Source organism: Aliirhizobium smilacinae, assembly GCF_006335145.1.
GTDB lineage: Bacteria > Pseudomonadota > Alphaproteobacteria > Rhizobiales > Rhizobiaceae > Neorhizobium > Neorhizobium smilacinae.
This window is the reverse complement of sequence record NZ_VDMN01000004.1, coordinates 53,512-71,580: the sequence shown is the minus strand read 5'-3', so window position 1 is coordinate 71,580 and position 18,069 is coordinate 53,512. Positions and strand designations below refer to the sequence as shown.

Annotated in this window: 18 protein-coding genes; 4 read left to right on the top strand and 14 right to left on the bottom strand. The window is 60.1% G+C overall.

The annotated features are described in order from the left end of the window. Positions 1-23 precede the first annotated feature (23 nt). Together FHP24_RS18265 and mfd are read left to right on the top strand one after the other, a co-directional pair. Complete coding sequence (locus FHP24_RS18265; protein WP_139677677.1) at positions 24-344, top strand: succinate dehydrogenase assembly factor 2; 321 nt, start codon at positions 24-26, stop codon at positions 342-344. Continuing rightward, on the top strand, positions 344-3,862 hold the full coding sequence (mfd, locus tag FHP24_RS18260; RefSeq protein ID WP_139677676.1) for a transcription-repair coupling factor: 3,519 nt from the start codon (positions 344-346) through the stop codon (positions 3,860-3,862). The genes FHP24_RS18265 and mfd overlap by 1 nt, the downstream gene beginning before the upstream one ends. 206 nt (positions 3,863-4,068) lie before the next feature. Here the strand turns inward: mfd and FHP24_RS18255 are convergent, their stop codons facing one another. The 3 genes from FHP24_RS18255 to FHP24_RS18245 form a co-directional block, all read right to left on the bottom strand. Continuing rightward, entirely contained in the window at positions 4,069-5,007 is a 939-nt protein-coding gene (locus FHP24_RS18255; protein WP_139677675.1) for a DMT family transporter, read from the bottom strand. 20 nt (positions 5,008-5,027) lie between these two features. Next, positions 5,028-5,699: a DsbA family oxidoreductase gene (locus FHP24_RS18250; RefSeq protein WP_139677674.1), complete on the bottom strand. Its 672-nt coding sequence runs from the start codon at positions 5,697-5,699 to the stop codon at positions 5,028-5,030. A gap of 136 nt (positions 5,700-5,835) precedes the next feature. Continuing rightward, positions 5,836-7,641 (bottom strand): extracellular solute-binding protein, encoded by a 1,806-nt coding sequence (locus FHP24_RS18245; RefSeq protein ID WP_139677673.1) that lies wholly within the window; start codon positions 7,639-7,641, stop codon positions 5,836-5,838. A gap of 278 nt (positions 7,642-7,919) precedes the next feature. Between FHP24_RS18245 and FHP24_RS18240 the strand changes: the two genes are divergently transcribed. Next, the gene (locus tag FHP24_RS18240) at positions 7,920-8,567 is read left to right on the top strand and encodes an invasion associated locus B family protein (protein ID WP_139677672.1); all 648 of its coding nucleotides are present in this window, start codon (positions 7,920-7,922) and stop codon (positions 8,565-8,567) included. A gap of 198 nt (positions 8,568-8,765) precedes the next feature. Here FHP24_RS18240 and FHP24_RS18235 read toward each other — a convergent pair whose 3' ends face one another. The 6 genes from FHP24_RS18235 to FHP24_RS18210 all read right to left on the bottom strand — a co-directional run bounded on the left by FHP24_RS18235 (position 8,766) and on the right by FHP24_RS18210 (position 14,966). After that, complete coding sequence (locus tag FHP24_RS18235; RefSeq protein WP_139677971.1) at positions 8,766-9,971, bottom strand: multidrug effflux MFS transporter; 1,206 nt, start codon at positions 9,969-9,971, stop codon at positions 8,766-8,768. Positions 9,972-10,092: 121 nt separating this feature from the next. Next, a complete protein-coding gene (gene grxD / locus FHP24_RS18230; RefSeq protein WP_139677671.1) occupies positions 10,093-10,425 on the bottom strand; it encodes a Grx4 family monothiol glutaredoxin in 333 nt (110 codons plus the stop codon). A 131-nt stretch (positions 10,426-10,556) separates the two neighbouring features. Continuing rightward, complete coding sequence (locus tag FHP24_RS18225) at positions 10,557-10,805, bottom strand: hypothetical protein (protein WP_139677670.1); 249 nt, start codon at positions 10,803-10,805, stop codon at positions 10,557-10,559. A gap of 4 nt (positions 10,806-10,809) precedes the next feature. Next, positions 10,810-11,046: a BolA/IbaG family iron-sulfur metabolism protein gene (locus FHP24_RS18220; protein ID WP_139677669.1), complete on the bottom strand. Its 237-nt coding sequence runs from the start codon at positions 11,044-11,046 to the stop codon at positions 10,810-10,812. Positions 11,047-11,200: 154 nt separating this feature from the next. Then, positions 11,201-13,408, bottom strand: a complete 2,208-nt coding sequence (gene purL / locus FHP24_RS18215) for a phosphoribosylformylglycinamidine synthase subunit PurL (protein ID WP_139677668.1) — start codon at positions 13,406-13,408, stop codon at positions 11,201-11,203. A gap of 139 nt (positions 13,409-13,547) precedes the next feature. Beyond that, positions 13,548-14,966 (bottom strand): aminotransferase-like domain-containing protein, encoded by a 1,419-nt coding sequence (locus FHP24_RS18210; protein WP_139677667.1) that lies wholly within the window; start codon positions 14,964-14,966, stop codon positions 13,548-13,550. 84 nt (positions 14,967-15,050) lie between these two features. Between FHP24_RS18210 and FHP24_RS18205 the strand changes: the two genes are divergently transcribed. Further along, positions 15,051-15,332 (top strand): DUF1127 domain-containing protein, encoded by a 282-nt coding sequence (locus tag FHP24_RS18205; RefSeq protein ID WP_139677666.1) that lies wholly within the window; start codon positions 15,051-15,053, stop codon positions 15,330-15,332. Between the two features lie 73 nt (positions 15,333-15,405). On the opposite strand, the gene FHP24_RS18200 is transcribed toward FHP24_RS18205, so the two are convergent. From FHP24_RS18200 to purC, 5 genes are all read right to left on the bottom strand, one after another. Beyond that, entirely contained in the window at positions 15,406-15,795 is a 390-nt protein-coding gene (locus FHP24_RS18200; RefSeq protein WP_139677665.1) for a hypothetical protein, read from the bottom strand. A 70-nt stretch (positions 15,796-15,865) separates the two neighbouring features. Beyond that, on the bottom strand, positions 15,866-16,540 hold the full coding sequence (purQ, locus tag FHP24_RS18195) for a phosphoribosylformylglycinamidine synthase subunit PurQ (protein ID WP_139677664.1): 675 nt from the start codon (positions 16,538-16,540) through the stop codon (positions 15,866-15,868). Beyond that, the gene (locus FHP24_RS18190; protein ID WP_139677663.1) at positions 16,537-16,794 is read right to left on the bottom strand and encodes a hypothetical protein; all 258 of its coding nucleotides are present in this window, start codon (positions 16,792-16,794) and stop codon (positions 16,537-16,539) included. The genes purQ and FHP24_RS18190 overlap by 4 nt, the downstream gene beginning before the upstream one ends. A gap of 17 nt (positions 16,795-16,811) precedes the next feature. Further along, positions 16,812-17,054, bottom strand: a complete 243-nt coding sequence (gene purS, locus FHP24_RS18185; protein WP_139677662.1) for a phosphoribosylformylglycinamidine synthase subunit PurS — start codon at positions 17,052-17,054, stop codon at positions 16,812-16,814. 16 nt (positions 17,055-17,070) lie between these two features. Continuing rightward, a complete protein-coding gene (purC, locus tag FHP24_RS18180) occupies positions 17,071-17,835 on the bottom strand; it encodes a phosphoribosylaminoimidazolesuccinocarboxamide synthase (protein ID WP_139677661.1) in 765 nt (254 codons plus the stop codon). Between the last annotated feature and the right edge of the window lie 234 nt (positions 17,836-18,069).

The window sequence follows — 18,069 nt, the reverse complement described above, 5'->3', positions numbered from 1 at the left end:
ACCGCAAAACAGGGACTTGGCTTATGACCGGATTGGCACGCACCAGCGCCGACCTCGACCCGCGCCGCAGGCGCATCCTCTATCGCTGCTGGCATCGCGGCATTCGCGAGATGGATCTCGTCTTCGGTTCGTTTGCCGAGGCGGAGATTGCCAAACTCTCCGATGAGGAACTCGACGAGTTCGAGGCGATCATGGCAGAGGATGATCACGACCTGCATGCCTGGATCACCGGCGCGCAGCCGCTGCCCGCCGATCGCGATACGTCGATGTTTGCGCGCGTTGCCGCCTACAAGCCGGATTTCGATATTGTCACGACAGAATCGCTGAAAGAGAAACTCGGCTAATGATTTCCGGATTTGATGCGAAGAAGATCGCGGCCGCTTCCGCGCCGCTGACGATCGGCAATGTGCCGCCCGGCATGGAGCCGATGGTGCTGGCCGAGCTTGCCCACTCCGGCCAGTCCGTCGCCTATGTTGTGTCCGATGGCCAGCGCATGCCCGACATCGAGCAGATGCTGTCCTTCGTCGCGCCGGAGATCCCGGTCCTGTCGCTGCCGGCCTGGGACTGCCTGCCTTACGACCGCGTGTCGCCAAGTGCCGATGTCTCCGCCCGGAGACTGACGGCGCTGTCGGGCCTGATCGCGCATGCGAAGAAGCCGCATCCGGCGATCGTGCTGGTCACCGTCAATGCGATGCTGCAGAAGATCGCGCCGGCGGAGATCATCGAAAGCCTGGCGTTTTCGGCCCGTCCCGGCAACCAGATCCGTATGGACGATATTGCCGCAAGGCTGGAGCGCAACGGGTTCGACCGCGTTTCGACGGTGCGCGAAGTCGGTGAATTTGCGGTGCGCGGCGGTATTCTCGATGTCTTCGTGCCGGGATCGGAAGAGCCGGTGCGGCTCGATTTCTTCGGCGATACGCTGGAGACAATCCGCTCGTTTGATCCAGCCAGCCAGCGCACGACGGGACAGGCGCGGTCGCTCGATCTCAATCCGATGAGCGAAGTGACGCTGACACCGGATACGATCAGCCGGTTCCGCACCAATTACCTGTCGCTGTTCGGTGCTGCCAACCGCGACGACGCGCTGTATCAGGCGGTTTCCGAAGGCCGGCGTTATGCCGGCATGGAACACTGGCTGCCGCTGTTTTACGAAAGGCTGGAAACGGCCTTCGACTATCTTGCCGGTTTCCGCATCGTCACCGACCATACCGCCCGTGAAGCTGCGGGCGAGCGCTCCAAGCTGGTGATCGACTATTTCGAGGCGCGGCGTGATCAGGGCTCGCAGGGCAAGGGGGCGGCTGCACATTCCACCCCCTATAAGCCGGTTTCACCCGGCCAGCTTTATCTCGACAGCAAGGCCTTTGCATCGGCTTTGGACGAGGCGGCGGCGCTTCGGCTGACGCCGTTCAACGAGATGGATGCCTCGGGTCGCCCAGTGGTGACACTCGATGCCCATACCGGTCCGCGCTGGGCGAAAAGTCAGGCGGAAGCGAGTTCAGAGACGCAGGACCGCGAAGAGCGGGTGAATGTCTTCGATCTCGTCGTCAAACATATTGCCGACAAGCGGGCAGAGGGCGCAAAAGTTGTCGTCACCGGCTGGTCTGCCGGCTCGCTCGACCGCCTGCTGCAAGTGTTGGATGAGCGCGGGCTGAAGCGGATCAAGCAGATCGACAAGCTTGCCGATCTCGACAAGCTGGAAAAAGGCGAGGCGGCGTCTGCCGTGATGAGCCTCGAGGCAGGCTTCGAGACGGGCAATATCGTCGTCATCGGCGAACAGGACATTCTCGGCGACCGGATGGTGCGCCGGGGCAAGAGGCGCAAGCGCGGCGCCGATTTCCTCACCGAAGTCGCCGGTCTCGACGAAGGGTCGCTCGTCGTTCATGCCGAACATGGTATCGGCAAATTCGTCGGGCTGATCACCATCGAGGCGGCCGGTGCGCCGCGCGCCTGTCTCGAACTGCATTATGCCGATCAGGCAAAACTGTTCCTGCCGGTCGAAAACATCGATCTGCTGTCCCGTTACGGCTCGGATGCGGCGGAAGCCAATCTCGACCGGCTCGGCGGCGGCGCCTGGCAGGCCCGCAAGGCGAAGCTGAAGAAACGCCTGCTCGACATGGCCGGCGACCTGATCCGCATCGCCGCCACCCGCATGGTGCGCCGTGCGCCGGTTCTGGCGACGCCGGAAGGGCTTTACGACGAATTCGCCGCCCGTTTCCCCTATGACGAGACGGAAGACCAGGAAACCGCGATCGAATCGGTGCGCGAGGATCTTGCCGCCGGTCGTCCGATGGACCGGCTCGTCTGCGGCGATGTCGGTTTCGGCAAGACGGAAGTGGCCTTGCGCGCCGCCTTCTTCGCGGCGATGAACGGGGCGCAGGTGGCAGTCGTCGTGCCGACGACGCTTCTGTCGCGCCAGCATTTCAAGACCTTTACCGAGCGGTTCCGCGGGCTGCCGATCAAGATCGCGCAGGCCTCGCGCCTCGTCTCGGCCAAGGAACTGGCGCAGACGAAAAAGGATATCGCCGAGGGCAAGGTCGATATCGTCGTCGGCACCCATGCACTGCTCGGCGCCGGAATCCAGTTTGCCAATCTGTCGCTGCTGATCATCGACGAGGAGCAGCATTTCGGCGTTAAGCACAAGGAGCGGCTGAAGGATCTGAAGACCGACGTCCACGTCCTAACGCTGTCGGCGACGCCAATCCCGCGGACGCTGCAGCTGGCGATGACGGGCGTGCGCGAACTGTCGCTGATCACCACGCCGCCGGTCGACCGCATGGCGGTTCGCACCTTCATCTCGCCGTTTGATCCGCTGGTGATCCGCGAGACGCTGATGCGCGAGCATTACCGCGGCGGTCAGAGCTTTTATGTCTGCCCGCGGCTTGCCGATCTTGCCGATATCCAGGCCTTCCTGCAGTCCGACGTGCCGGAGCTGAAAGTGGCGGTCGCCCATGGCCAGATGGCGGCGGGCGAGCTGGAAGACATCATGAATGCCTTTTATGACGGCAAATATGACGTGCTCCTGTCGACCACGATCGTCGAATCCGGCCTCGACGTGCCGACCGCCAATACGCTGATCGTCCACCGTGCCGACATGTTCGGTCTCGCCCAGCTCTACCAGCTGCGCGGTCGCGTCGGGCGCTCCAAGGTTCGCGCCTTTGCGCTGTTCACGCTGCCGGTCAACAAGGTGCTGACGCAAATGGCCGACCGGCGCCTCAAGGTGCTGCAGTCGCTTGACACGCTCGGCGCCGGTTTCCAGCTGGCAAGCCACGACCTCGATATCCGCGGTGCGGGCAATCTCTTGGGCGAGGAACAGTCAGGCCATATCAAGGAAGTCGGTTTTGAGCTTTACCAGCAGATGCTGGAGGAAGCGGTTGCCGAAGTGAAGGGCGAGGACGAGGTTGTCGATACCGGCTGGTCGCCGCAGATCTCGGTCGGCATTACCACGATGATCCCGGAAAACTACGTGCCGGACCTGCATCTGCGCATGGGCCTGTATCGCCGCCTCGGCGAGGTACAGGAACTGTCGGAACTCGATGGTTTCGGTGCGGAAATGATCGACCGGTTCGGCCCGATGCCGCCGGAAGTGCAAAACCTGTTGAAGGTTGTCTATATCAAGACGCTGTGCCGCAAGGCGAATGTCGAGAAGGTGGATGCCGGGCCGAAGGGCATCGTCATCGTCTTCCGCGACAAGCAGTTCCCCAACCCGGCCAATCTGGTCGGTTATATCGCCAAGCAGGGATCGCTCGCCAAGATCCGTCCGGACCAGAGCATCTTCCTCAACCGCGACCTGCCGACACCGACCAAACGCCTGACGGCTGCTGCACAGATCATGACGCAGTTTGCGGAACTGGCGAAGGGGTAAGCGTCACGACCGTCATCCTCGGGCTTGTCTCGAGGATCTGCTGCGATCACTGTTCGGATTGTGGCGAGAGTGGCTCAATGCTCGCATTCACCTTGGCGCGACTGTCGTTATCCGCCGCGTCGCGGAGCCAGCGTGGAGCGTGGTCAGATGCTCGGGACAAGCCCGAGCATGACGGCTGTGGGCAAGGATTGCCTTACCGCACAATCCTACTTTCCATTCCCGTCTTCCGGGGCCATCACCGCTGCGGCCTGAGCATCGGTGCCCAGGGCGGGCGGTAGCGGGGTGCCGCGGACGCGTTCGCGGATCAGTGTCAGCATGCCCGAACCGATGATGAGCACGATGCCCAGCAGCATCGGCAGATCGATACCATCGCCAAAGACGAGGTAACCGAAGGCGACCGCCCAGAGCATCTGGCTGTATTGTATCGGACCGATCATCGATGCCGGCACATGGGTTGCCGCATACATGACGAGGATGGCGGCAAGTGCTGCCAGCAGCCCGTATCCGGCAAGCCAGACCCATTGCATGGCGGTCGGCGCTTGGAAACCGGGGATGGCCAGCGCGCCGCAGACGATCAGCGTACCAAGCACACCTGCGCCATAAAGCGAAATGTTCTTTTCCGACGGCCCCATGGCACGGAAGACGACGATCGAAATCGCGCCGCTCAAACCGCCGAAGACTGCGCCGAGATGGCCGATCGACAATTCGCGGAAGCCGGGGCGCAGCACGACCATGACGCCGATGAAACCGATGACGACGGCCGCCCAGCGACGGTATCCGACCTGTTCCTTCAGAAAGATCACCGACATGATGGTGACGAAGGAGGGCAGGAGGAAGATCAGCGCGAATGCTTCCGCCATCGACAGATGGGTGAAAGCGGTAACGCTGCCGATCGTGCCGCCGGCCTGGGCGACGAAGCGCAGAAGCCAGAGCGGGCGGTTGGTGGTGCGGACGATATCGCTCCACCGGTCGCCGCTTTTCATGATGAAGGGCAGGCCGACGAGGCAGAATACGGCGCCGAGGAATGAAGATTGATAGGGGCTCAACTGGCCCTCGATCAATTTCACGCTGGCATCGCTCCACGCATAGGCGGCAAATGCCGCAAAGGCGAGGAGGACACCCTTGAGGGACTGGTCTTTTTGCACTGGGGTGGCCTTTGAAAGAGCTAGATCATGCCCTTGCGGGCTTCTGCCTTGAGTTTGGCGACGTCACGCAAGGCGCCGGCAAGCACGTCGGGGGGCTGTGCACCGCTGATGGCATATTGTCCATCGATGATGAAGAAGGGCACGCCATTGACGCCCATTTTCTGCGCCGCATCGATCTCGCCAAGAATTGTATCAATGTCCGCATTGGATTTCAGCAGGTTTTCGACGACGTTGCGATCCATGCCGCAGCTTTCGGCGATTTCGGCAAGAACCGTATGATCGCCGACATTGCGGCCCTCCTCGAAGTTCGCCTTGAAAAGTGCGGTCGCAACGCGGTCCTGCACTTCGCGGCCTTCGATCGAAGCCCAATGCAGCAAACGGTGTGCATCGAGCGTATTGGGGCCGATCTTGATCGCGTCGAAATCGTAGCGGATGCCGACTTCCTGCCCGAGTTTCGTCAACATTTCGTGGCCGCGGGCAACGGCTTCAGCGCCGCCGAGCTTTTCTTCGAGATAAGCTTTTTGGTCGACCCCTTCCGGCGGAATGTCCGGATTGAGCCGGTAGGGGTGCCAGTTCACATCGACGCCAAGCTCATCCTGGACTTCGGCGATCGCCAGTTCGAGCCGTGCCTTGCCGAGATAACACCAGGGGCAGACGACGTCCGAGACGATGTCGATGGTAACGCGCTCCATGGCTGGATCCTTCGCGAAAACTGCAGTTTGGGTGTCCGGAGCATTTCCGCTTTTCTTCGAAACGCGAAACTTCTCCAGTGTTCTGTCTTACGCAATTCCGGACGCAAAACCGCTTCCCAATTTTGCTGGAATTGCTTTACTGCGCCCGGTTATCCCACCAGGTGTTGAGCTGGTAGCCGTAGAGCGGCAAGATTTCGGGATAACTGATATGTTTGCGCCGCGCCACCCATTGATTGGGGACATGATAGAGCGGCACGAGATAGTGACCTGAAAGCAGCAGTCGGTCATAGGCCCGCACCGACGCCCGGAAATCCTCGTCCAGACGGGCGGTGAGCATGGCCTCTATCAGACGGTCGATATCCGGATCTGCCGTGCCGGCAAAATTGTTGCTGCCGGGAGCGTCGCGCGCGGTCGATCCCCATCGGCCGATCTGCTCGATGCCGGGAGACAGCGAAGACGGATAGGATTTGATGATCATGTCATAGTCGAAATTCGACGAGCGCGCCTGGTATTGCGAATCGTCGACGGTGCGAATGCGCATATCGACGCCGATCAGCCTGAGGCTTCGCTGATAGGTGATGGCAAGTTTTTCCTGATCGATGGTCTGCGCCATCACCTCGAAAGAGAGATGACGGCCGCGATCGTCCGACATTCTGCCGTCCTTGATCGTGTAGCCGCCCTTTTCCAGGAGATCGACCGCCTTTTTCAGGACTGCGCGATCCGCGCCCGAGCCATCGGTTTTCGGCAGATGATAGGTGCCGTCGAGCATGTCCGGCTCTATGCGATCTTTCTCGGCCCCCAAAAGGGTGAGTTCGCGCTCGTCTGCGGGGGTTCCGAGCGAGGAAAGCGGTGAACCCTGCCAGAAGCTCTCGGTGCGCGTATAGGCATTTTCGAACAGGTTCCTGTTTGCCCATTCGAAATCGAAAACCAGCGACAGGCCGGCGCGGACATTGACGTCGGAAAAAAGCGGGCGGCGTGTGTTGAAGACAAAACCAAGCATGCCGGTCGGCAGTTGCGGGGTGAAAGTGTCCTTGATCACATCGCCATTGTGGGCGGCTGGAAAATCGTAGGCACGTTCCCAGTGCGTTGGGCTGCCTTCCAGATAGATATCGACGGCACCTTTCTTGAATGCCTCGAACATCGTCGATTCCTGCAGGAAATATTCCACCGAGATCCGGTCGTAATTGTCGAAGCCGACCTTGGCCGGGATATCTTTGCCCCAGTAATCGGGGTTTCGCTCGTAGACGATGCGCTCGCCTGGGGCGATGGTTTTGATAAGGTAGGGGCCTGAGCCGACAGGCGGCTTCAGCGTCGACTGGTCGAACGAATCAGCGTCGATCGCATGTTTCGGCAAGATCGGCGTGGAGCTTGCCAGGATGAGCGGAAATTCGCGGTCGGCCTTTTCGTTGAAGGTGAATCGAACGCCGTGGTCTCCCACCTTTTCCATCTTGCTTATCCGGTCGAGCCTTGCCGAAAAAGGAACACGCCCCTTGTCGCGCAACACCTGCAGGGAAAACATCACGTCTTCGGGCGTCACCGGCTGGCCGTCCGACCATCTGGCTTTCGGGTTCAGATTGAACTGGACGAAGCTGCGCTGGTCATCCCATTCGACGGATTCCGCTAGAAGACCATAAAGCGTGAAGGGCTCGTTGCCGGAGCGGGTCATCAGGGTTTCGTAGATCAGATTGCCGAAAGCAGGATCCCAGATGCCGCGAGCGGTGGTGCGGATGCTCTTCAGGTTGAAGGGGTTAAGGCTATCGAAAGTGCCGACAACGCCATAACGGACCGATCCGCCTTTCTTCACCTGCGGATTGACGTAGTCGAAATGGCGATAGTCTGCAGGCAGGTTCGGCGTACCGTGCATGGCAATCCCGTGGATGGGGGCCGCTGCCAGCGGGAGCGGCATCAGGACCGCAATCAACAAGATGAGAAAACGCCGCATAAGGACCCCGATAGGTATCGCCGATTCGCCGCAAAATAGACCAGTCTTGGCCTGCGACCAACCTTGCGCATCCGATAAAACAACTGGTCATCCGTGCCTTTGAGTATTCAAATATAAAGGCGGGGGGCTGGATATCGGAGCGGCCGCGATGTAACAGAGGGACGAGAGGTGGGGTCATTCAAAAGCCTCATTTGAACCCCAGGTGACACATCAGTAGGACACCCCCAGGGATTGAAGGCATTGCCGCGTCCGAGGGTTTTCAGGAGACGGATCTCGTTATGAATCTTAAGGCTACCAAAGTTCTGCGGACGGCTATGTCCGCTCTGGCTCTTACCGTCGGCGCGGCTGCCATGCCGTTCGCGGCATCTGCACAGCAGGCTGCAGCTCCGGCAGCGCCTAGTGCTCCGCCGCTCGGCTGGTTCAAGACCTGCACCAAGCAGGACGACGCCGATCTTTGCGTGGTGCAGAATGTCATCCTCGCGCAGAACGGCCAGCTGATCACCGCCGTCGGCCTGATCACGCTCGAAGGCAAGGTCAACCGCAAGCTTCTTCAGGTTTCTGTACCGACCGCGCGTCTGGTTCCTCCGGGCGTCGTCATGCAGATCGATGGCGGCAAGGGCCAGAAGCTCGATTACACCGTCTGCCTGCCGGACAAGTGCACAGCCGAAATTCCGTTGACGGATGCGATGATCGCCAGCCTGAAAAAGGGCAATGACGTGGTCTTCACTTCGATGAACTTCCGCCGCGCTCCGAACCCGATCAAGGTTTCGCTCGGTGGCTTCACCGGCGCCTTCGACGGCCCGGCGATCACCCAGTCGCAGTTGGCCGAAAGCCAGCGTACGCTGGAAGAAGGTATGCAGAAGAAGGCTGAGGAAGCACGCAAGAAGCTTGAAGAAGCTCAGAGCGCTGCCAAGCAGGGTCAGTAAGCACCTCAACTCCTCGCAGGTTTAAAGCAAAGGGCGCGCCTCATGGGTTGCGCCCTTTTCGTTTGTCGTGATGCGATGCCAGCCTGCCATGGAAAAAGGCACAACAAAAAGACCGCGACGCTGGCTGCGTCGCGGTCTTTTTGTTGTGGTTCATCTCCGGAAAGATAGCCGCCCATCATGATGAGCGGCATGTTCCATTCAGACCTTGGGGTTGTGTGGATGGAAGAGCTTGCCCTTTTCGCCGATCAGCACGAACATAAGACCGATGATCGATACGGTAAAGAAACCCGCGATCATCGGCAGTGCAGTCTCGTTGAAGGATTGGCCGATCATCGCGCCGATCGCGGCGCCGCCGACCGTTCCCAGGAAACCGAGAACAGACGATGCCGTGCCCGCAACGTGTCCGAGCGGCTCCATTGCCAGCGAGTTGAAGTTCGAGGCGATCCAGCCGAACTGAAACATTGTCAGTGCGAAGAAGGCGAGGAACAGCAGGAATGGCATCGGTTGCGGTCCCAATACCTGAACCAGCAGCCAAAGCAGGGTCGTGGCGATAAAACCGAGCAGCGCTCCATGAGACAGGCGGCGCATGCCGAACCGCCCGACAAGCCGGGAATTCAGGAAGGCCGACAGGGACATGAAGACGGCGACTGCCGCGAAGGCGACGGGGAACATCACGCCAAGCTTATAGATGCCAACATAGACCTGCTCAGCGGAATTGATGAAGCCGAACAGCGCGCCGAGAACGAAGGTGGTTGCCAGCGTGTAGCAAAGCGCCAAACGGTTGGTGAGCACGATCAGGAAGCCGGCAAGCACGGAAGAGACCGTGAACGGACGGACATCTTCCTGATCGAGCGTTTCGGGCAGGCGTCTTGCCACCCACCACGTGACGATGATGCCGACGACTGCGATGAAGGCGAAGATCAGATGCCAGTTGCCGAAGAACAGCACCAGCTGTCCGGTTCCAGGCGCGATGATCGGAACGATCATGAAGACCATCATGATCAGTGACATGACCTCGGCCATGGCACGACCGCCGTAAACGTCACGGACGATGGAGACCGAGATGACGCGCGTGGCAGCCGACCCCAGGCCCTGAATGAAGCGAAGGACAAGCAGGCCGGAGAAGGACGGCACGAAGACGACCGCAATGGCGGACAGGATGTAGATCAGCAGGCCGACAAGAAGCGGCTTGCGGCGACCAAATCTGTCTGAGAGCGGTCCGTAAAGCAATTGCGCGACGCCGAAGCCGAAAAGATAGGCCGACACGACATATTGCCGGTGGTTCGGGTCCTCGACGCCGAGCGATTCGCCGATCTGTTGCAGGCCCGGAAGCATGATGTCGATCGCGAGTGCGTTCAGCGCCATCAGCGCCGCCATCATCCCGATGAATTCCGTCTTGCCCATGCCCCGAAGGCGGGCAGGCGGCATTTGTGAAGGATTTGTCACAGCGATTTCCTAAAGAATGGGAAAGGCGCCGCGAGGGGCGGCGCCTTCAAATTTTCGAGAGCGGAGTTTGGCTGCTCTATCAGGCGGCGCGTACGCTCACACCCTGGCCTTCGAAATGGCTTTTGAGTTCGCCCGACTGGAACATTTCGCGGACGATGTCACAGCCGCCGACGAATTCACCCTTGACGTAAAGCTGCGGGATTGTCGGCCAGTTGGAATAGTCCTTGATGCCCTGACGGATTTCCGCGTCTGCAAGGACGTTGATGCCCTTATAATCGACGCCGAGGTAATCCAGAACCTGGACCACCTGCCCGGAGAACCCACACTGCGGGAACTGGGGGGTGCCCTTCATGAACAAGACGACGTCGTTGGTCTTGATTTCGTTGGCGATGAGATCGTTAATGCCGCTCATATCATATCCTTTCACATGCGGTTTCAAGGACCGCTGCGCTTACACGTTGCCTTTAAATAGCAAGGCAACCTTATTAATTCCAGCGCAATTACAGCGCCGAATGGAAAACCTTACATGCAAAAACACGGAATCTACACGCTGCGCTGTTTGCTGCGACTCAATGTCGTGCGTCTTTTGCTGACCTGTTTGCGTGCTGGTCTCGCCGCGCGGGCGGAGGTGGTCTTTTTGGCGGACACTGCGCTGACCGAGGGTCGCGGCTTTTTGGCGGCTACCTGACGCTTCTTCCGCTTGCTTGCAGTCTTGCCGTGAGACTTGCCGAGAAGTTCCTTGATGACGTTCTCGACGACGCTTGTCACGATCTGCTTGACGAGATCGCTCATCGGATCAATCCGCCGGAGCCGATGTTTGCAAGGCCAGCGCGTGGAGTACGCCGCCCATATTGCCCTTCAGCGCTTCGTAGACCATCTGGTGCTGCTGGACGCGGCTCTTGCCGCGGAAGGCTTCAGCGACAACTTCGGCTGCATAATGATCGCCGTCGCCGGCAAGATCCCTGATGGTGACCTTGGCACCGGGAATGCCCGCCTTGATCATGTCTTCGATTTCGCCGGGTCGCATGGGCATTCTGTCGTGTCCTTTTTCTCAACACCTGGAATCGTTCCAGGGCAATCATTCTTGAGAACACTGCCTCAAACCGGCTGCGCGGTCAAAGCGACAATGCCGGCGAGTGTATCTCGCCGGCATTGTATTTGTTTCCGGTTCGGATTGAAGCCCCGGATCACGCCATGAAGGCGGGGAACCATGCTTCGTGCGCCGTGGTGAGGCTGGTAACAGCCGTATTGACGATGCCGTCGATGACAACGCTGTCGCCGCCGACCTTGCCGAGCGTGCGGAAAGGAACACCGGCGCTTTCGGCACTTGCCGATACGAAATTGGCGAGATCGGCAGGGACTGCGATAACGTAACGCGCCTGGTCTTCGCCGAACAGCAATGCGTGGGCCGGACCCTGCTGATCGTTGAGGCTGACCGTCATGCCCTTGTTCGACCCCATCGCCATTTCGGCAAGCGCCACGCCAAGACCGCCCGACGAGATGTCGTGGCAGGCGGTGACCTGGGCGTTGCGGATGACTGCGCGGACGAATTCGCCGTTGCGACGTTCGGCAACAAGGTCAACGGTCGGGGCAGGGCCGTCGATCGTGTCGAGCACGTCACGCAGGTAGACGGAGGAGCCGAGATGGCTGCCATCGGTGCCGATCATGATCAGCACGTCGCCGTCGCGGGCAGTGCCGATGCGGGCCATCTTCTGCCAGTCACCCAGCAGGCCGACGCCTGCAATGGTGGGTGTCGGCAGGATCGCGACGCCGTTGGTCTCGTTGTAGAGCGACACGTTGCCGGAGACGATCGGGAAATCGAGCGCGGTGCAGGCCTCGCCGATGCCCTTGATGGCGCCGACCAGCTGGCCCATGATTTCCGGCTTTTCCGGATTGCCGAAATTGAGGTTGTCGGTGGCGGCCAGCGGCTCGGCGCCGGTCGCGACGATATTGCGCCAGCATTCGGCAACCGCCTGCTTGCCGCCTTCGTAAGGATCGGCCTCGACATAGCGCGGGGTGACGTCGGAGGAGAAGGCGAGCGCCTTGGTAGCATGGCCTTCGACGCGCACGACGCCGGCGTCGCCGCCGGGAAGCTGCAGCGAATTGCCCTGGATCAGCGTGTCATACTGTTCCCACACCCAACGGCGGCTTGACTGGTTCGGCGAGCCGACGAGCGTCAGCAGAGCCGCGTTGTAATCGGAAGGTTCGGCGACCTGTGAGGCCGGCAGGGGCTCGCGGACATTGTGCTGGATCCACGGACGGTCGTATTCCGGCGCCTGGTCGCCGAGATCCTTGATCGGCAGGTCGGCAACTTCCTCGCCCTGATGCAGGACGCGGAAACGCAGGTCGTCGGTGGTCTTGCCGACGATGGCGAAGTCGAGGCCCCACTTGACGAAGATCGCCTTGGCTTCCTCTTCCTTTGCCGGTTCGAGAACCATGAGCATGCGCTCCTGGCTTTCCGACAGCATCATTTCATAGGCCGTCATGCGCTCTTCGCGCACCGGAACCTTGTCGAGATAAAGCTCGATGCCGAGGTCGCCCTTGGCGCCCATTTCGACGGCGGAGCAGGTGAGGCCGGCGGCACCCATGTCCTGAATGGCGATGACGGCGCCGGTCTTCATCAGTTCGAGGCAGGCTTCGAGCAGGCATTTTTCGGTGAAGGGGTCGCCGACCTGAACGGTCGGGCGCTTCTCCTCGATCGATTCGTCGAATTCGGCCGATGCCATGGTGGCACCGCCGACGCCGTCGCGGCCGGTCTTGGCGCCGAGATAGACGACCGGCAGGCCGACGCCCTTGGCTTCCGACAGGAAGATGCCGTCGGACTTGGCAAGGCCGGCTGCAAACGCGTTGACGAGGATGTTTCCGTTATAGCGGGCATCGAACTCGACTTCACCGCCGACGGTCGGCACGCCGAAGGAATTGCCGTAGCCGCCAACGCCGGCAACCACGCCAGAGACGAGGTGCTTGGTCTTGGCATGATCGGGTGCGCCGAAGCGCAATGCGTTCATCGCTGCAACCGGGCGGGCGCCCATGGTGAAGACGTCGCGCAGAATGCCACCGACGCCGGTCGCCGCACCCTGATAGGGCTCGATATAGGACGGGTGGTTGTGGCTCTCCATCTTGAAGACGACAACGTCGCCATCATCGATATCGACGACACCGGCGTTTTCGCCGGGACCCTGGATGACGCGGCGCCCCTTGGTCGGCAGCGTGCGCAGCCACTTCTTGGAAGACTTGTAGGAGCAGTGCTCGTTCCACATCGCCGAAAAGATGCCAAGCTCGGTAAAGCTCGGCTCGCGGCCGATCAGATCCAGAATGCGCTGATATTCATCCGGCTTGAGACCGTGCGAGGCGATGAGTTCGGGAGTGATCTGGCGGGAATTGGAGATCGTCATCTTTAATCCTGGAATGGCTGCCGGTCGGGGCTTTCGCGCCTCTTTAACCTAACTGTTCCGTCAGTGCGACAGGAAAATCAGCCTCCGCCGCCAATGGCGGAGGATAGGAGTATGGAGGTGCTGCTGCGCCGGCCGTGTCTCAGGCGACACTGTCGTAACCGGCTGAGCCGTTGTCCAGCAGGCTGCGAACGATCCGCAGGCCGTCGCTGACTTCCTGCCGGGAGCCCGGTGAGGAGAATCCAAGGCGAATCCTGTGGCTGATCTTTTCGGAACGCCCCGCCTTGAACTCGTCCTCGTCGTCGACAAGGACGCCATCGGCATAAACGGCATTCTTGAATGTCGCCGAAAGCCAGGGCTCCGGCAGCTTCAGCCAGAGGAAGGGGATGTCGGTACTCGAATTGAAATCGTAACCGGCGAGGATCTCGCGGGCCATTGCCTCGCGGGCGTTGATCTCATTCCTGCAGCGCTCCCAGATGGCGTCGGCCTCGCCGCTCAGGACTAGGCGGGCGCTGAGTTCCGCAAGCAGGAAGGGCATGCCGCCGGTCATCATCTTGTGCGCGACCCGGACGCGCTGGGCTAAATGGGGAGGGCAGGCCACCCATCCGCCGCGTATGCCGGCGGAGACAGATTTGGAGAGCCCGTCGACGACGAAGGTCCGCTCGGGTGCAAGTGCCGCGATAAGAGGAATGTCCTTCTTGTCCATCGCGCCATAAAGATTGTCCTCGATCAGCCAGACGTTATGCCGGCGGGCAATCTCGGCAATGGCCTTGCGATGCTCCAACGGCATGGTGGCGAGCGTCGGGTTCTGTGCCGATGACATGAAGAAGGCGATCTTCGGGTGTTCCTGAAGACAGACCCGCTCAAAATCATCCGGCATCACCCCCGAAGCATCCGAGGCCACCAGCGAGATACGGCGGCCGATCAGGCCGGCCGCGCGGCTGACCTGGGAATAGGTCAGGTGCTCGAACGCTATACGGTCGCCCGGATTGGTGAGCACGCTGATGATGGCCATGACGCCCGCATGGGCGCCCAATGTGGGTACGATCGCATCGGGGCGAGGAGCCCATTCGCCACAGCGGAGCCAGCGGACGCCTGCCTCCTGCCAGTTATCCGGACTACCGCGTGTGTATCCTGCCACCGCGTGGGGACAGTCCCGCATGATATCCGATATGACGGCCGACAGGGTCTCACCCTGGCCGATGTCGGGGGCAGCGGTGCTGTCGAAGCGGATCTTGTTTGCCGGTGCGTCGAGTGGACGCGTACCGGCGAGACTGCTGGTGACCGGGTCACGATGCGATTGGGGCTCTTCTTCATTGCGCGCAAGCACATAAGTACCGCGGCCAACCTCACCGCTGACGAGTCCACGCTCGTGCAGCAGCGAATAGGCGCGGCTGATCGTGCCGATTGTCACCCCGATGTCGTAAGCGAGATTGCGCTGCGGCGGCAATTTTCCGCCAGCCGGCAGATCGCCCTTCGCTATCGCGCTCTCCATCTGGTCGGCGAGGCGAATGTAAAGCGGGCCGGAGCCCTGTTGAATGTCTGGAAGCCAACTTGTCATAGTGACAATTAGCTACATTGTCCCTCTTTCCGAGTCAATGTATTTGGATTGCACCGAATGAGATGCAACGCCAATAGGTGCGACATGCGCAAGTACGACGAATATCTCGCTACAATCGATACAATGTACCCCGACCGTTATGAACGGGAGGAAGCACTCCATGTCGCAGGTGATCTGCTGCAGCCTGCGAAGATGCCGGTGCGTGCAGGGCTGGTCGCCGGACTGATCGATGTTCTGGGAAACTGGGCAGCTCGCCGCAAAGGCCGGCAAATGCTGCGCGATATGGGCGACGAACAGCTGCAGGATATCGGAGTGACGCGTATTTGCGCGACCCGTGAGGCAGCTAGGTCACGGTTCCTGGCGTAAAGGCCTGCATGTTTGTGGGGTTATCGCAGGAGAAACTGGCCGGTCCGGCAATCCAATCGCCGGGTTGGCTTTTTCAGCAGTTCGAATTGCCTGCAGCCCAGCGCTTGACGTCGGTGCTGATGCGTCCGCTGAGCGGCTCATCCATCAGAGGACCGAAGGCGCTGAGACGGGCTGGTTTGCCTTCAGCCTGCACGACGAGGAGCGGGCGAATATCCGACGACCCCTTGCGGGTCAGGAGGATGCGTGGGCGGCCCGAAAATGAGGTGAGTTCCGGTGCGAATCCGTAGGACTTGAAAGCCGTATCACCAGACTTGAACCAGCAGCGGTTTGCCGCAACGGCAACCTTTTCCATGATGTCGAGTGCGGACGGGCTTGTCTGGTGGGCTACAGGCTTGGCCTGGCAGGCGGCAAGCAGGCTTGCGAGAACGGCGGCAGAGACAGCATGTGAAATACGGCAGGACATCTGCGTTTCGTTCCCGAATTGTTGTGATTTTTGAGCGGTGGTCGAGGTGGTCGGCCACCGCACGCAGCGCTTAAGCCGCGATGACATCCAGTGCGGAGGCGAAGATACCCCGGCCATCGGTGCCGCCGTGAGCGGCTTCGATCAGGTTCTCCGGATGCGGCATCATACCGAGCACGTTGCCGCGTGCGTTAACGACGCCGGCAATGTCGTCGATCGCGCCGTTGGGGTTGGTGCCGTCTGCATAACGGAACACGACCTGGCCGTTGCCGTTGATCGACTTCAGCGTCTCGGCATCAACGAAATAGTTGCCTTCATGATGAGCAACCGGGCAACGGATGATCTGGCCCTTGTCATAGGCGCGGGTGAACTCGGTCTCGGCATTGACGACTTCGAGTTTCACTTCCTTGCAGACGAATTTCAAAGAGGCGTTCATCATCAGGGCGCCGGGCAGCATGCCGGCCTCGACGAGGATCTGGAAGCCGTTGCAGACGCCGAGAACCTTGACGCCCTTTTCGGCCTTTTCCTTGATCGCCTGCATGACCGGCATGCGGGCAGCGATCGCGCCGCAGCGCAGGTAATCGCCATAGGAGAAGCCGCCCGGAATGACGATCAGATCGACGTCATCGGGGATGCTCGTCTCCGTCTGCCAGACGGTGATCGGCGCCTTGCCGGAAATCTTGGTAAGGGCGGCGATCATGTCGCGATCGCGGTTGAGGCCTGGGAGCTGGACGACGGCTGACTTCATGGCTGTGGTTCAAACCTTGCTTGGGCTTCCTGGAACTCGCGCAGTTCCAGTCGGTGTTCGATACGGTCGAGACGGTTTTCGTGGCGGGCCAGAGTAGAGTAGATGTTATGTATCTCCTGATGCATGGACACCATAGTTCCCCTCATTGCATTCATCTCGGCGCGAAGCTCGCTCAGAGATAAATCAACCTTGTCGAACCGTGTGTTCAGTTTCTTCAGCAGTTCATACATCAGCTCATTGGTGACTTCAGCCATCACACGCTCCGCAACCTCTAGTCGATTGCGATAGTGTAGTTCTCAATCACCGTGTTTGCCAGAAGCTTGTCGCACATGGCCTTGAGATCGGTTTCGGCCTTGGCCCTGTCGGCGGTGTCGAGTTCGAGATCGAACACCTTGCCCTGACGGGCCTGGTGGACGCCTTCGAAACCGAGGCTGCCGAGCGCGCCTTCGATCGCCTTGCCCTGCGGGTCGAGAACGCCGTTTTTCAGCGTGACGGTCACGCGTGCCTTGATCACTGCAAAATACCCCTGATTACTTGACGAGAACCGGACCCGTTCCGCGGATCGGTTCGTTTTCGTTGATGATGCCGAGTCGGCGGGCGACTTCGGAATAGGCTTCGACCAGACCACCCAGATCGCGGCGGAAGCGGTCCTTGTCCATCTTTTCCTTCGTCTCGATGTCCCACAGCCGGCAGCTGTCGGGCGAGATTTCGTCGGCCAGGATGATGCGCATCATGTCGCCCTCGTAAAGGCGTCCACATTCGATCTTGAAATCGACGAGCTGGATGCCGACGCCGAGGAAAAGGCCGGTCAAAAAGTCGTTCACACGGATAGCTAATGCCATCACGTCATCCAGTTCGGCGGGATTGGCCCAACCGAAGGCGGTAATGTGCTCTTCGGAAACCATCGGATCGGCGAGCTGGTCGGACTTGTAATAAAATTCGATGATCGAGCGCGGCAGGACCGTGCCTTCTTCGATGCCGAGGCGTTCGGACAGCGAGCCGGCGGCGACATTGCGAACGACGATCTCGAGCGGGATCATCTCCACTTCCTTGATCAGCTGCTCGCGCATGTTCATCCGGCGGATGAAATGCGTCGGAATGCCGATCTTGTTCAGGTGCGTGAACAGATATTCGGAAATACGATTGTTCAGCACACCCTTGCCGTCGATAACACCATGCTTCTTTTTGTTGAAGGCTGTCGCGTCGTCCTTGAAGAACTGGATCAGCGTGCCCGGCTCAGGTCCCTCGTAAAGGATCTTGGCCTTGCCTTCATAAATACGGCGGCGACGATTCATGATATTTTTATCTCGTTGTAAGCGGCCAAAGCCGCTGCGGTCTTCTTTGAAGCGGTCCCATATCGGAAAAGTTTCGTTTTCACAATGCAGGCGTCTCCCGGCGAGCAAATTGCCCAGTGTTCGGCATGCGAAGAATCAGTACGGCCAGACTACATCGGATTGTCCGACTTTTTTCCGACAGCAGAGACTTTCCACGACAGATAGGACTTCGGGCCCTATCTTTCCATAGCAGCC